The 15,383-nt window shown below is 53.0% G+C and carries 12 protein-coding genes; 10 read left to right on the plus strand and 2 right to left on the minus strand.

All coding sequences use genetic code 11. The annotated features are described in order from the left end of the window. The first annotated feature begins 215 nt into the window (after window positions 1–215). From PUT07_RS09115 to PUT07_RS09155, 9 genes are all read left to right on the plus strand, one after another. Window positions 216–524, plus strand: coding sequence for a hypothetical protein (locus PUT07_RS09115; RefSeq protein ID WP_274467643.1), 309 nt, complete (start codon window positions 216–218; stop codon window positions 522–524). A 2-nt stretch (window positions 525–526) separates the two neighbouring features. After that, entirely contained in the window at window positions 527–2,305 is a 1,779-nt protein-coding gene (locus PUT07_RS09120; RefSeq protein ID WP_274467644.1) for an ABC transporter ATP-binding protein, read from the plus strand. After that, window positions 2,265–4,127, plus strand: a complete 1,863-nt coding sequence (locus tag PUT07_RS09125) for an ABC transporter ATP-binding protein (RefSeq protein ID WP_274467645.1) — start codon at window positions 2,265–2,267, stop codon at window positions 4,125–4,127. The genes PUT07_RS09120 and PUT07_RS09125 overlap by 41 nt, the downstream gene beginning before the upstream one ends. A gap of 192 nt (window positions 4,128–4,319) precedes the next feature. After that, window positions 4,320–6,140: a cache domain-containing sensor histidine kinase gene (locus PUT07_RS09130; protein WP_274467646.1), complete on the plus strand. Its 1,821-nt coding sequence runs from the start codon at window positions 4,320–4,322 to the stop codon at window positions 6,138–6,140. A 52-nt stretch (window positions 6,141–6,192) separates the two neighbouring features. Further along, window positions 6,193–7,413 carry an ABC transporter substrate-binding protein gene (locus tag PUT07_RS09135; protein ID WP_274467647.1) on the plus strand — a complete coding sequence of 407 codons (1,221 nt, stop codon included), beginning with the start codon at window positions 6,193–6,195 and terminating at the stop codon, window positions 7,411–7,413. A gap of 5 nt (window positions 7,414–7,418) precedes the next feature. Beyond that, the gene (locus PUT07_RS09140) at window positions 7,419–8,585 is read left to right on the plus strand and encodes a response regulator transcription factor (protein ID WP_274467648.1); all 1,167 of its coding nucleotides are present in this window, start codon (window positions 7,419–7,421) and stop codon (window positions 8,583–8,585) included. A gap of 125 nt (window positions 8,586–8,710) precedes the next feature. Beyond that, window positions 8,711–10,018, plus strand: a complete 1,308-nt coding sequence (locus tag PUT07_RS09145) for an ABC transporter substrate-binding protein (RefSeq protein ID WP_274467649.1) — start codon at window positions 8,711–8,713, stop codon at window positions 10,016–10,018. 94 nt (window positions 10,019–10,112) lie between these two features. Continuing rightward, window positions 10,113–10,994, plus strand: coding sequence for a carbohydrate ABC transporter permease (locus tag PUT07_RS09150; protein ID WP_274467650.1), 882 nt, complete (start codon window positions 10,113–10,115; stop codon window positions 10,992–10,994). Between the two features lie 98 nt (window positions 10,995–11,092). Further along, window positions 11,093–11,878 (plus strand): carbohydrate ABC transporter permease, encoded by a 786-nt coding sequence (locus tag PUT07_RS09155; protein WP_379239761.1) that lies wholly within the window; start codon window positions 11,093–11,095, stop codon window positions 11,876–11,878. An 87-nt stretch (window positions 11,879–11,965) separates the two neighbouring features. Here the strand turns inward: PUT07_RS09155 and PUT07_RS09160 are convergent, their stop codons facing one another. Together PUT07_RS09160 and PUT07_RS09165 are read right to left on the minus strand one after the other, a co-directional pair. Continuing rightward, window positions 11,966–12,142 carry a hypothetical protein gene (locus PUT07_RS09160; RefSeq protein WP_274467652.1) on the minus strand — a complete coding sequence of 59 codons (177 nt, stop codon included), beginning with the start codon at window positions 12,140–12,142 and terminating at the stop codon, window positions 11,966–11,968. Window positions 12,143–12,251: 109 nt separating this feature from the next. Next, window positions 12,252–13,913, minus strand: coding sequence for a cache domain-containing sensor histidine kinase (locus PUT07_RS09165; protein ID WP_274467653.1), 1,662 nt, complete (start codon window positions 13,911–13,913; stop codon window positions 12,252–12,254). Window positions 13,914–13,987: 74 nt separating this feature from the next. Between PUT07_RS09165 and PUT07_RS09170 the strand changes: the two genes are divergently transcribed. Next, entirely contained in the window at window positions 13,988–15,373 is a 1,386-nt protein-coding gene (locus PUT07_RS09170) for a response regulator transcription factor (RefSeq protein WP_274467654.1), read from the plus strand. Window positions 15,374–15,383 lie beyond the last annotated feature (10 nt).

A 15,383-nucleotide genomic window follows, 5' to 3' on the forward strand; every position in this document is an offset into this window, starting at 1 on the left:
CTATTGGGTCGTTTATTTTCTTAGATCAACAAGAGTTAGTCGAACATTCGTAAATTGAGTATTGGACCGAGGAACTGCAGGCATTCAATAATAGGGTATAACCGTCCGGACGATATCTCCCGACGGTTTTTTATATTGACATTTCGCATACAAATGTATACAGTGAAATTAAGTTTGATGTATACATTTGTATACGAAAAGGAGCGTGTGTATCCGTGAAGGATCCAGATGGCCGTATGAAAGGCGATAAGCATCGAGGTGGAGGCCATAAGGGGCGGCACCATCACCATGGTGCGCAAACTTTCCGCCGAGGCCGGGCACTCGAGTTTCTTGAACGGCTGAAAGTGAATCGTGCCACGATCAAGCAGCAGCTCGATGCAGCGGAGTTTCAAGAAATCAGGCCGATACTGCTTGGCGAATTAAAGGCAATTGAGAGTGTTATTGATCAGTATACGCAGCATTTTGAAATTCGAGAAATCGAAGGCGAAGAGGGTCAAGCTGAGGAAGAGGAAGGAAACCAATAGCCATGTGGGGATTAAGAGCCTATATCAAGCCGTATTGGAAGTTTATGATACTGGGGCCGCTTTTCATGATCTTTGAGGTGTTTTTTGATTTGCTGCAGCCTCGCTTAGCTGCACATATTGTGAACTTCGGGGTCGTCGAGCGCGACTTCGGCGTCATCGAACGCACAGGAATCACGATGTTTGTGGTGACGCTGCTGTCGCTCATCACAGGCGTAGGGTGCAACCTGTTTGCAAGCCGCGCTTCCCAGAATTTCGGAGCGGATATTCGTGAGGCTCTATTCACGAAAATCCAGTCCTTCTCGTTCGAGAACATGGATACGTTCAAGGCGGGATCGCTCATTACTCGCATGACGAACGACGTCGTTCAAGTGCAGAACTTGATGCAAATCATGCTCCAAGGTTTAGTCCGCTCGCCGAGCCTGCTCATTGGCAGCGTAGTGATGGCGATGCTGATGAATATGCGTTTGGGGCTAATTCTGCTGGGGACATTAATCGTCCTGAGCGCGGTCCTCTTCGTGCTCATTCGTTATTCCTCCCCGCTGTTTGCGAGTGTGCAAGCGAAGCTCGATGCCGTCAATACGAGAATTCAGGAAAATTTGGCGGGCATTCGGGTTGTGAAAGCTTTCGTCCGATCGGATTATGAGACGGAGCAATTTCAAGAGGTTAATGGCGCATATACGCATATTTCGATCAAAGCGGCGCGGTTCATCGCGCTGAATTCACCGATCGTGACGCTGATTATGAATGGCTGCCTGGTTATTATTTTGCTCTACGGCGGCAATCTGGTGTGGAACAGCTCTGTTCGGGTCGGCGATTTGGTCGCTTTCGTCAACTATGTGGCTCAGGTGCTCGCCTCCTTGCTGATGGTCAGCGGGCTGCTGATGAACGTCTCCCAAGCCAATGTGTCCGCTCGCCGGATTCAAGATGTATTGAAGACACAGCCGCGTATTGAGAGCGTGGAACAAGAAAACGTCACGTCGATTCCTGCGAAGCAAGTGACATTCCGCGATGTCTCGTTTTCCTACTCGGGGACGCCGGACGCCAAGAGCCTGGTGCTGCAGGGCATTCATTTGGAAGCCAAGCAAGGGGAAACCGTCGCCATCATTGGAGCGACAGGGTCAGGTAAATCTTCGCTCGTCCAATTAATCCCGAGGCTGTACGACGTGACGTCCGGTGCCATTGAGGTCGACGGACGGGATATCCGCGACATTCCGCTGAAAGCGCTGCGGAGCAGCATCGGCATGATCATGCAGGAATCGCTGTTGTTTACCGGCTCGATCCGGGATAACATCGCCTTCGGCAAGCCTGGCGCGACGCAGGAGGAGATTGAAGCAGCCGCGACAATCGCGCAGGCGCACGAGTTCATCGCGAAGCTGCCAAGCGGATACGACACGATGCTCGGGCAGAAGGGCGTTAACTTGTCCGGCGGGCAGAAGCAGCGCATCTCCATCGCGCGGGCGCTGCTCGTGAAGCCGTCGATTCTCATCATGGACGACAGTACAAGCGCATTGGATCTTGCAACCGAGAAGCGCCTGCGCACGGCGCTGAAGAAGCTGACTCAAGACAGTATCACCTTCTTGATCGCGCAGCGAATTTCGTCGGTCATGGAAGCCCAGAAGATCGTGGTCATCGATGAGGGGGCTATTGTGGGCAGCGGATCCCACGAGAAGCTGCTTGCCACGTGCGGAGTTTATCAGGATATATACAGATCGCAATTCGGCAGAGAGGAGGCGTCCGACTATGGCTACCGGTCAACCATCCGAACCTACACCAGTGAATAACGCGCGGGCGAATTTCGAACAAATGGGCTTCCGCCAAGGGCAGGGGCCGCATCATGGAGTGGTTCCCAAGGTGAGGTCCCACAACACCAAGGGCACATTGCTGCGGATTTGGGGTTATTTGAAGCAGCAGCGCCGGGCGTTGTGGATCGTTATTGCATGCACGGCGTTAACATCCGTTTTCATGCTGTTAGGTCCTTATTACATCGGTAAAATCATCGATGAGTACATTGTACCGCAACGTTTGGACGGTTTGGCTCAAATGGGCTTCGTTTTGCTTGGCGTCTATGTGTTGGGGGCCGTATTCACCTGGATACAGCAGTACGTGGCCTCCAGCCTCTCGCAGAACACCGTTCAAGCGATGCGCCAGGACTTGTTCGAGCAGTATCAGCGGCTGCCGCTTCCGTTTTTCGATCAGCGGCGCCACGGCGAGCTGATGAGCCGTGCCACGAACGATATGACGAACGTGTCCAATACGTTGAATCAGACGGTTGTGCAGCTGATTTCCAGCGTTCTGATGCTGGTGGGCAGCTTGGCGATGATGCTGAGCTTGAGCCTCTGGATGACATTGGTCACGGTATTGACCGTTCCGATCATCGCTTTTTTGACCAAAAAAATTACCAAGTACACCCGCCAATATTTCTCGGAACAACAGAAGCAGCTTGGCGAAGTGAACGGCTTCGCTCAAGAGAACATTGCGTGCCTCAAGGTGGTGAAGGTCTACGGCAGAGAAGCCAAGTCGATCGAGCAATTCCGCGAAATGAATGAGAACTTGCGCAGCATCGGCGTGAAAGCCCAAAGCTTGTCGGGGTCCATGGGACCGCTCATGAATTCAATGCGCAACTTAAGCTTCGTGGTGATTGCGGTGTTCGGGGGCATTTTTGCTTATCATGAGATCATTACGATAGGGATTATCGTCAGTTTTTTGAACTATGCCAACCAGTTTAGCCAGCCGATCAACCAGCTCGCCAACCAGTATAATTTGTTTCAAGCCGCTGTGGCAGGGGCCGAGCGAGTGTTCGAAGTGCTGGATATGGAGCCGGAAACGATGGTGGATGCTGCAGGCGCGCGGGTGAAACCCATTCAGGGCGAGGTTATATTTGATCGCGTGAATTTCGGCTATAAACCTGATGTGGCGGTGTTGAAACAGGTCTCGCTTCACGCCAAACCGGGTCAAATGATCGCGTTGGTTGGCCCGACGGGGGCGGGGAAGACGACAATCATGAATCTGTTGACGCGATTCTACGACATTCAGTCGGGGCGCATTCTCATCGATGGGGAAGATATTCAGCATATGAACAAATCGGCGCTGCGCCGGCAGATCGGCCTGGTGCTGCAGGATGCGTACGTCTTCTCCGGGACGATTCGGGACAATATTCGGTACGGCCGTCTGAACGCCACGGACCAAGAGGTGGAGAAGGCCGCATGGCTGGCGAATGCCGACGCGTTCATCCGGAAGCTGCCGGCCGGGTATGACACCTATCTGCATGCGGAGGGCAGCAATTTGAGCCAGGGACAGAGGCAGCTGCTGACCATCGCCCGCGCGGTCTTGGCGGATCCGTCCATCCTGATTCTGGACGAGGCGACGAGCAGTGTGGATACCCGCACCGAGCTTCACATCCAAGAGGCGATGAAAACTTTGATGAAAGGCCGAACGAGCTTCGTCATTGCCCATAGGCTCAGCACCATCCGCGAGGCGGATCGGATTCTCGTGATCAACGACGGCGAGATCAAGGAGCAGGGGACGCACGAGGAGCTGCTCACGTTGAACGGCTTTTACGCGGGATTGTATCAGCATCAGTTCGCACAAGGAGAGGCAGGCTAGCACGCATATAGACGAATGAAAGCACTCAGTCTGAGTGCTTTTTTCTATCGAAAAAAATCGAATAAGGCAGTTATTCGTCGAAGGACTAGTTCGTAAGACGGATTTTGGCGAGTCCAGAAAGGGGATGGATAGAATCGGTAGAAAAAGGTAAATGACAATTTATTTTACACTTGAAGAATGGAGGTAAGCGCATTGCTGTGTCGCCCCGTTCCAATTTTCATTCAGCTGTTGGCCGGCATGTTCCTGATTGCCGCTATGGCGATCGCTCTTACGAACTTGCTCAATTACAGAATGACATCGCAGATCGTCCTCAATCGAACCGCAAGCTATACCCAAGAATCCGTGGAGCAGTTATCCGCCAAAATTGATGTTCTCCTGCGTCAATATGATCAAGCTTCGCAGATGGTCGCGTTCGATGAGAAAGTGCTGACGGTATTAAAAGCGGCGCAGGGAGCCGAACCCTCGGCTTCGATGGAGCTGAACCGCTATTTGGCTGAAAAGATACGCTACATTGCAGGGGACATGCTCCTGCATATCTTCGATCTGAACGGACAGGCCTACTCTTCGAATGAATCGCTGCAGCTCTTCTGGCGGCAGGCGGACGATGTAGGTGCGGTAAGCTGGTACAGCAAAATGGAAGCGCTTGACGGACACATGCTATGGGTGTATGGACCCGCCTGGCGTGACGGAGAGATCCCGGCGATCATCGGGGCCCGCAAATTAATGGACCCGTCACGGCTAACGCCGATCGGGGATGTGTTCGTGGTGTTTCCGGTCGATAAAATCAATCGCATGATCGGCGAAATGGGCCAGCGCATCGAACGGAAGGTGCAGGTGATGGATTCCATCGGCAACATCGTGTATTCAACGGTCCCGCGCGAGATCGGCACCGCTGCGGATGTAGGACTCTTCAGCAAGTTCGGAATGAATGCCCAACCGTTCTTCGAGTGGAAGACAAGGGAAGACCAGCGCCAGGTACTCGTGACCTATGCCAAGTCTTCTTACAGCGGTTGGACGACAATTGCTTACTTCAAACCGGAGGCCGTCAACAGCGATGCTTCGCAAATCTGGACGCATGCCTTGATCACGATGGGCGCAGGCATCCTCATTGCCCTGGCGTTCGTGACCTATTTCACTTGGACGCTGACGAAGCCGATCCGGCTGCTGGCCGACGGGATGAACCGCTTGCGCAAGGAGGGGGTCAAACCGATCGACAAGCCCTTCGCCAGCCGCGAAATCACTCGCTTGTACGCCAATTACAACGCATTGGTCGAGGAACTGGAAGAGGTCGTGGAGCGGCTGTCCGAACAGCAGATCACCGCCCAGTGGGCTCAGCTGGTCGCGCTCAAAGCGCAGTTCCGGCCGCACTTTCTATACAATTCGCTGAATCTGATTTACTGGACTATTGAAGACGAACGGCCGGACCAGGCGCAGACCATGACGCTTGCACTCAGCGAACTGCTCCGATATAGCGTTCACCCTTCTACGGATCTCGTAAGACTGGGAGAAGACTTGGAACAGCTGGATCGTTACTTGCTCTTGCAGCGTGCGAGGTACGGCCAGAAATTCCAGGTGAGCATTGAGGTCGAGGAGGGACTGGAACAACAGCGTGTCATTCGGCTCATCCTGCAGCCGCTTGTCGAGAATGCTTTCCATCACGGCTTGGAGCAGCAAGCGGAGGGCGGCTGGCAGATCCGGGTGCGGATCTACCGGGATGACGGCATGATGGTGTGCTCGGTCGAAGATAACGGCGTAGGCATGACGCAAGAAGCGCTCAAGGCGTTGGAATTAAGCATCCATCAAGAGAACGGCTTCGAGAAGAAGGGAAGGGGGATCGGGCTGATCAACCTGCATAAGCAGCTGCAGGCGTTTTTCGGGCCGAATAGCGGTATCAGCCTCTCCATAAGCTCTATGGGCGGGCTGCAGGTCATGCTGCTGCTGCCGCTTCACGCTTCGGAGATGGTTCCGGTGCCGCCGATTCTTTCCAAAAGAGGGGGTGACGGCGCTGCTTAACGAACGCTTTGCGCTTGCTATTCGGTTCATGACGTTGCTCTTGAGTTTCTTTATGCTAACCTCATGCGTCCCTGTAACGGCTATGCCTAATATAGGCGAAAGCACGTCCAAGGTCGTTAAATTGCGGATATGGCTTTGGCCTGGCAGCGGACTGGAACGGCTCGTGAAAAAGTATACAGCGGAGCATCCTGAGGTGGATGTGGAAATCGTCACATTTCAAATTAATGATATTATGCCTGGACTCATGACGGCATTCGCAACTAAATCGGATACACCGGATCTGGTTCTGCTAGAAGCGTCGCAGCTGAATCAAGTAAAGCGCTTCCAAAGTAAATTTAACAATCTCTATGATTACGGTGATGAGAGGGAGCACTTCCTGGAGTGGAAATGGCGTCAAGGGGAAAGCAAGAATGGCGGCTTCCTCTTCGCGATGCCGGTCGATATCGGTCCGGTCGCCCTGGCGTACCGCCGTGATTTGTTCCAGGAGGCGGGGCTTCCGACAGATCGGGAGGAGGTCGCCAAGCTGCTGGATAGCTGGGAACAATTGGAGCAGGCAGGCTTGCTCATCAAACAGAAGACGGGCGCTTACCTGTTCGATAATTTGGCCAACATGTTTATGAGCTACTTGAATCAGTTCGACGGTCATTATTTGACACCTATGGCAAGCGAACTCGATCCGCATGTGAAAGAGGCATGGGACCGTGCCGTCCATGTCCACAAGCTGGGGCTGAACGCGGGCGTTCAATCGCAATCCTCCGCTTGGGCGGAAGCCGCAGTAAAAGGCAAATTTGCCGTCGTTCTGGCACCTTCCTGGCTTCATGGGACGTTCAAGAAAATTGCACCGGCGACTGCGGGTGTCTGGGACTTGACGCGGGCTCCCGGTCTGCCCTCGAATTGGTCGGGATCCTGTTTGGCCGTTCCCCAGACGAGCCGGAATCCGCAGGCGGCGTACGAGCTTGCACAGTGGTTGACGGCACCGCCTCAGCAGCTGGACAATTTCATCGGCAGCGGGAATTTCCCTTCTACGCCGGAATCTTACTCGTCGAGAGAGTTTCTGGAGGTGCGGGACCCTTTCTTCAACGAAGCGCCTGTCGGCCAAATTTATTCCTATACGGCACTTCGCTACCAAGCGGCGTATGATGATTTCGAATATGCCGGGATCGAACGTTTGATTAAGGACGGGCTGCGGCATGTTGAAGCCGAAGGGGCCGATCCGGAGCTCACGTGGAAGAACATCGTCCGCCAATTCGAAAAGATGCGAACAGAAAGGTGATGTGGATGTTTACAGTACTTGTAGTCGATGATGAAGCCAATGTGCGCCAGCCCGTATGCCGGACCCTCGCTCGCTTCGATGGGATCGGTGAGGTGCTGGATGCCTCGAACGGAGTTGAAGCGATGACCGTGCTTACGGAGCGGAATGTCCAGCTCCTCATTACAGATATCCGCATGCCGACGGCGGACGGCTTGCAATTGGCGCAATTCGCCCGGGAGCATTCTCCGGAGACCGATGTTTACGTATTGACGGGACATGCGGAGTTCGATTATGCGCAAAAGGCGATGGAGCACGGAGTAACGGCCTATTTGCTCAAGCCGTTGTCCAAGGCCAAGCTCCAGGAGGTGTACGCCGCCTCCTATGAGAAGCACCGCCGCCGGTTAGCCTCCGAACAAGTTAGCGTCATTCGGGAACGGGCGCTTCTGGAGAAGCGTCTGCACGATCTGCTCCAAGGCGTTCCGGTTCCAACCTTCGACGCAGGGTTAATTCCAACCTATGAGAAGGTGATGCTAGTATCCTTCTCAACGAAGGACTTAAGATCGCTGGGAGAAGCTTCCGTGCGCTATTTTATTCGGGAATGCGCGCACGAAGCATTCAGCCGTCTGGGAACGGCCGCCGTTTGTCTGGAAGACCGTCTTGTTACGGTGGTGCTCTTTGCAGAGAAGTGCGATCAGGCATCTTGGGAAAGGGAAGTGCAGGAGACGGCCAAATGGATGGCGGCGAAGCTGCGGATCGAGGTGAAGACGGGGGACGGGGGTACGACCAAAGACATCGGGGATCTCAGCTTGATGTATATTCGCAGCATGATGAGCCTGGGCTTCACCGAAATAACGCGCAAAGAAAGCGGCGGCGAATCGTTCCCGCCAATCATCCGGGCGCTGCTCGGGTATGTTCACAAGGAGTTTGCGGGAGCTGCGAACCTCTCTGATTTTGCCCAGCAGTACCAAATCAATGCGAATTATTTAAGCAATCTGTTTCACCAAGTAACCGGGATGACATACACTCAATACTTGACCCAGTACCGGCTGACGGAAGCCAAGAGATGGCTGCGGGAAACGAATTTGAAAGTGTACGAGGTGTGCGAGAAGGTGGGCTACAAGGATCCGGCCTATTTCAGCCGTATTTTCAAAACATGTGAAGGCGTAGCCCCGGGTGTCTATCGAGAACGTTGACGGAACTTACCTAATTTAAGTCCAAGAAATCGAAGATGTGTTACCTATACGGTACGGCTACCCCTGTTTATACTAAATGTAAGGGCTTTCTTGATAGGCTCGAAATTTGAAGGGAGCGTTTGTCGATGAAAAACGTATCAAAGGGTAAGGCCATAGGTATGCTAATGGCTTCCGTCCTCCTTCTTAGTGCTTGCAGCAGTGGCGGAGGAACGCCGGATGCAGTCAAAACGGATGCGAAAGCAAGCGATGGCAAAAAAGTACAGCTGCAAATGTGGTTTTGGCAGGGGGCTTCATTCGAAAAAATCATCCCCGAGTTCAATCGCACACATCCGAACATCGAGATTATTCCGCAAATTTACAAATGGGAGGACGCTCATAAAAAGCTTCTGACCGCTATGTCCGCCGGATCGGGGGCTCCTGATATCGCGATGATCGACATTTCGCAGATGGACCAGTTCTTGAAATATCCGGATAAATTTAACGATCTGAATACATTTGGCGCCAAGGATTTGGCGAAAGATTACCTGGAATGGAAGTGGAACCAATCGAAGGTTGGCGATAAGCAGCTCGGGCTGCCTACGGACATCGGTCCTATGGTGCTTTATTACCGCCAGGATTTGTTCCAGCAAGCCGGATTGCCCTCAGAGCCGAACGATGTTGCGGCCAAAATCAAGACATGGGACGACTTCCTGGCTGCCGGCAAAACGCTTAAGGAGAAAACGGGCGCTGATATTTTGTCCAACCCTAATGAGTTATTCGGCGCTATCCGCGACCAAGGCGATGAATTGTACTTCGATAAGGACGATAAGCTAATCATCGAAACGAATCCGCAAGTGAAGAAAGCGCTGGATTATTTCAAGAAGGCTCGCGATATGGGGATCGCCGGCACTTATGACCAGAAAAATGCGCTGCAGGAATATTCCGCCGCCCTGAACTCCGGCAAAATCGCAACTTACATATCGGCGGCGTGGGGCCGTGGGCACGTCGAGACGCGCGCACCTGATACCAAAGGCAAATGGCGGGCGGCCAAAATCCCGGAAGGCACAGGCAACATGGGGGGATCGTTCCTCCTGATTCCGAAAGAGTCGAAATACGCGAAGGAAGCTTATACCGCCATCACATGGATGCTTTCTCCGCAGCAGCAGCTTGAAGTTTTCAAAATATCCGGTAATTTCCCGTCAACCCCTTCCATTTATGGGGATAAGGCTTTCACGGAGACAGGCTATGAATTCTGGGGCAACCAGAAATTAGGCGTGCTGTACTCCGAGGTGGCAAAGGACGTGAAAGTGCAGCGGAAAGGACCGAATTATCAAACGGTTGCGGATATCATAGGGGACGGCATGCAGGCCGTAGCGGTGGATAAAACGAAGGATCCCGATAAAGAGTTCTGGGCGCTTGTCGAGAAGGCCAAGACGAAGCTCAAAAATAAATAGCAGCCGGCAGGCGGCAAATCGGTTATGCCCGGCAGGGTGATAGGAGCCCATTTGCCGCCTTATGGGATACTCGAACAGGATTGGAGTGGAGCCGATGAACAAATTCAAAGCCCATCTGGCGCCCTACGTAATGATTTCTCCGTTTTATATTCTTTTTATCGTGTTCAGCCTGTTTCCCATCTTATTTTCGCTGTATCTGGCTTTTCATTCATGGGACGGGCTGGGACCGATGGAATTTGTAGGGTTCCGTAATTTCCGTAATTTGCTGACCGATGATCCGGAGTTCTGGAAGTCGGTAGGCAACACCTTCATCATTTGGTTTCTTTCCACCGTACCGCAGCTTTTCGCTGCACTGGTGATCGCATTTTTGCTTAACGCAGCTTTCATGCGGTTTAAGGACTTTTACCGGGCGGTTTATTTCCTCCCGAATATTACTTCGATCGTGGCCGTTGCGATTATTTTCGGCTCGTTCTTCGGCAGCCAATTCGGTCTTATCAACGGGCTGCTGCAGGCCGTAGGTCTGCCCCGGATCGAATGGATCAATGATCCGTTCTGGGTGAAGGTGGCCATCTCGCTCATGGTCATTTGGCGCTGGTCGGGTTATAATGCCATCATTTATTTGGCCGGTCTGCAGAGCATTCCGAATGATTTGTACGAGGCGGCTACCATTGATGGCGCCAGCCGGACGCAGCAGTTCATCAGCATTACATTGCCGCTGCTGAGGCCAATCATCCTGTTCACCGTGATCCTCTCGACTATCGGCGGGATGCAGTTGTTCACGGAACCGCTGATCCTGGTCGGCAATACGGGCGGAGCGACCAAAGAAGGACTGACGCTTGTGCTTTACCTGTATAATCAAGCTTTCGGCAATCAAATGTTCGGATATGCTTCAGCCGTTGCATGGATGCTCTTCTTGATCATCGGCATCTTCTCATTCGTGAACTGGAAATTCGTCTCAAGAGGGGAGGGAGTCTGATGGCTGGGTCGTCTTCCAAAGTGTCCATCGGTCAAGTATTCACAGCAGCATCCGTGAAGAAGACAAGGGCGCCAGGCACCTTCTGGCTCCATTGCGCGATGGGGATCGGGGCGCTTCTCTCTCTATTCCCTTTCTACTGGCTGCTCGTCATGTCGACGGCGACGACTGCGGATATGTTCCGTTTCCCGCCTCGGCTTCTGCCAGGAGACCAATTGCTTGTGAATATCGGGAAGGTTCTCGATCATGTAGGTTTTTTCCGCTCCTTCGGCAACAGTCTCATCGTCGCAGGCGTACATACGCTGCTGGTTCTGTTTTTCTGCTCCTTAGCGGGGTTTGCCTTTGCCAAGTTTCAGTTTCCAGGCCAAACGCCATTGTTTTTCTTTCTCTTGGCCACGATGATGGTGCCCCAGCAGCTGGGCTTAATCCCACAGTTCATTATTATGCAGAAGCTGGGCTGGATCAATGATTTGAAAGCACTCATCGTCCCAGGGGCGGCCAGTGCATTTGGGATCTTCTGGATGCGGCAGTATACGGCCTCCGTCGTGCACGACGAGCTTATCAATGCCGGCCGCATCGACGGCTGTAACTCCTTCAATCTGTACTGGCTGGTAGCGCTTCCTGTGCTGCGGCCCGCTCTGGCGACACTCGGAATCATTACCTTCCTAGGTTCGTGGAACGATTACTTGTGGCCGTTAGTCGTGATCTCGGTGCAGGAAAAGTTCACGATTCAGATGCTGATCGCTTCTATGAACGGTGTTTACAGCACGGATTACTCAATGGTCATGGCAGCTACCTTGATGGCTACTTTACCGCTTATAATTGTGTTCTCCTTGTTCAGCCGTCAGTTTATTGCCGGGCTCATGCAAGGGTCCGTGAAGGATTAACGGGTTCATGTCCAAGAGGAAGCAGCGGCCGTTGCACGAGAAGAACCTCCGCCTACACAACCGTGTAGGCGGAGGTTCTTCTTCCTGCTATTCATTATTCACTATGGGCCCAAATGCGGCACGAATCAGCTCCAGCTGGCCGGGGATGCCGGTATTGATGAGAATGACGTCTTGCTCATCCCACAGGACCGTGGGGATGTAAGGATTGCTGTTGGTTGCCGCTCCTAGCGGAATCGTTGTAATGCCTGCGCCCAATTGAACCAAGTCGAACACCGCCTTATCAAGTTTGGTTACTCTCTCAATATTCCTCCGCTCCGGTGGAAAAACAAGCCCCTGTTGGCGGGAAGCGTTCGGCTAGTTGAACAATTTCAAGTTAGTTAGCATCCGCAAGGAGCGGAATTTGAAATTCCACGATCGTTCCTCCGTCAGACAGCTTGGAAACATGCATCCTTACCGAGTCGCCGTAGGAGAGCACGAGCCGTTGGTACACATTGAACACCCCGGTGTGCTCATGAAAATAAGGGTCGCCTTTGACGAGCTCTCCGCTAAGCATCCTGTTGAGCTTCTCCAAGTCCGCATCACGGATAGAGATTCCTGTGTTCGCAATGCGGACGACAAGCCCGGCGTCCTGCCGATGAATGTGAACGGCTAGTGTGAATTCGTCCGGCTTCATGGCTGGGGTCCAGCCGTATTTAAGGGCATTCTCGACGAACGGTTGGATCACGAGCTTCATAACCGGCACATCCATAAGCTCCGGGCTGACATGCCATTGGCACGGGACTTCAATGCCGTTACGGTAGCGGTGAATTTTCAAAAAGTGCGTAACAAACGCGATTTCTTCGCGCAAACTGGACCAGCCCTGGTCACTCCTCGCGTTATATCTCATCATGCGGGATACGCTCTGCACCATACTGCGGACCGCTTCGCCGTTCAGCTTCATGGCCAAGGATTCGATCGTTTCCAAGGTATTGAACAGAAAATGCGGATTGATCTGCGCTTGGAGCAGCAGCAGCTCTTTCTCCTTCTCCTTCACCTTGGATTCGTACAGTTGGTGTTCGACCCGCCGCAGACCGGAGATCAAGGGAAATGCAATGAAACAGGCGGCAACAATGCTGAGGAAAGCGATGAGCAGCGTCCACAGTCTGGATTCCTTCACGCCCTGCGTTATGGCATCGAAGGGGGTCAACAGCACCATCTGCCAGCCGGAGGGAAACATGTCTTGCGCGATAACCTCGAAGTGTTCACCCTGGGATTCAAACAAGAGCTCTTCACCCGGTGCTCCTCCTGTTTGAAGCGCAAGATGGAGATCGTCATGAAGCGCGCCGGGAAGCGGTTGTTTGGATATGATGTGTCCGCTAGCGGGATGGTATAATACAATTTGACCGTCGCCTGCCTCATAACTTCCATTCACGAGGGTTCGGAAATGCGAGGCTTTAATGTCAACGATTAACCATGCCTCAATTTCTCCGCTGATCAAGTAAGTGACCGGCCTGATCAGAGAGAGGCTTTCCTGCGGATTGCCCAGCGTATAATCGGTTGGATGAACCTGGCTCAGTACCGGCTTATTTACGGATACCGCTTGCTGAAATAGCGGATTCGAAGTAAAGTCATAGGTATAATTCATACTTTTCTGATTGGAATTATATAATATCTTACCTTCCCTATCATAATAGACGATGCCCTCAATTTCCGGATGGGATTGGAGCAGCGGGTCGAGCTTGGGCCGGAACGTCAGAATGCTGCCGGCTTGGCTGACGATATCGTCCTTGGGAATCTTGATGTACTTCTGGAAGCTCGAATCAATTAGAAGCGGATCCAGCGCTTGGTTGATTTCTTGAAGGGATTGCGAGACTTCTCTCGCAGCATAGCGGGCGAATTGCGATGATACCGCAGACGAATGAAGCAGGCTGGAGCGCACCATTTGGTAATGCCAGCTCAGACTGGCGAGCAAGATCGGGACGATCGTCATAATAAGCACGATCACTAGTATTTTGTATTTAAGCGAGAGCGGCAGAGCTCGGAGCGGGCTGCGCATCGTGCATTCTCCTTCCGGGGCATGAGATGTATTTTGTTATTTTACAATAAAACATACAGACAAGGTGGATTCATATGAAAATTTGCGTAGCGGACGATGAGCAGGAAGTTCGGCACAGCATCGTTGTGAAATTATCGGAATCGCACCCCCATGCGAACGTATTCGATGTAGGCTACGGGTTAGAGGCGTTGGAGCAAATCAAGCTTATACGTCCCGAGCTCGTCTTCCTGGATATCCGGATGCCTGAACTGGATGGCCTCGATATGCTGGCGAAGGTGATGCATGCGCTGCCCAAGACGAAGGTCGTCATGCTGACCGGCTACAGTCACTTTGAGTATGCGAAGAAAGCGGTGCATTACGGCGCCTCCGACTATTTGCTTAAACCCGCCGATGTCGATGAATTAAAGCAGCTCGTGCATACGGCCTATGACCGATTGTCCGAGCAGCTGGCCATTGAGCTGAGCGGCGCTCTGCAGGGCGGTGGCCAGGGGACAACGAAGATTCAGGGGACGTTCTTTGGTAACGTTTCTCCATGGTTTGATGACCGGGTGCCGAAGTCGATTGTATTTGAGGACGGCTCGAATCATACCGAATCGCATCCCAACGCCATATGCGGATTTGATTGCCAAGGGCAGAGAGTCCTGATTGTTCCGGCGGAGCCGGCTTACACAGGGGGGAGCTTCCGGGATTCGGGCGAGCTGTCCCGGATCTGGCCGGTGGAGTGGAAGGCCTGGGAGACGAAGCGCTTTTACGGGAACGGAGCGTTGCATAGCGGACGCTACAGGTCGAATGCGGATTCGGCAGGCGGCTGCAGGCTGAGTGTTGTCCGAGCGGTGAAGACAGCGGACCGGGAGAAGCTGGATGAAGCTTTGTCCGTATGGATGCAGGAGCTTCAAAGGCTTCAGGCCGATGTGGTTCGGGAGGAATGCGCGAAGCTCGTTACGCTGCTCGATTCGGACTTAACCGAAGGGCAGACCTTTCGTATTCTGGAGCACGGTCCTAAGGAGAGTTGGCTCCGGGAAGCGGAGCGCTTTCCGAGCTGGCAGGAGCTGAAGACCTGGTTGCTGGAGTGGGTGATGAGGCGGTTCGATCAATTGCATCCGGCCTCCGTCACGAGAGGCTCCGCGGATTGGTTCGATAAGGCGCTCAGTCTTCTGGAGCAGCGCGCCGATATGGACATCACCTTGGAATCGCTGGCGGCGGAAGCCGGTGTGCACCCGGTCACCCTAAGCCGAATGTTCAAGCAGCAAACCGGATTAAGCTTTATCAGGTACTTGACCAAGAAGCGCATGGAGAAAGCGAAGCGGCTGCTGGCATCCGGCGATCAGCCGATTACGAAGCTGGCCGAAAGCTTAGGTTATCAGGACCATCGTTATTTTACTACTTTATTTAAAAATGAGTGGGGGATGACGCCGGGGGACTTCCGCAAATTGCATGGTTCGGGCTGCGGGAACAAATAAACGGCTAAAA

Source organism: Paenibacillus sp. MAHUQ-63, from assembly GCF_028765165.1.
Classification (GTDB): Bacteria; Bacillota; Bacilli; order Paenibacillales; family NBRC-103111; genus Paenibacillus_E.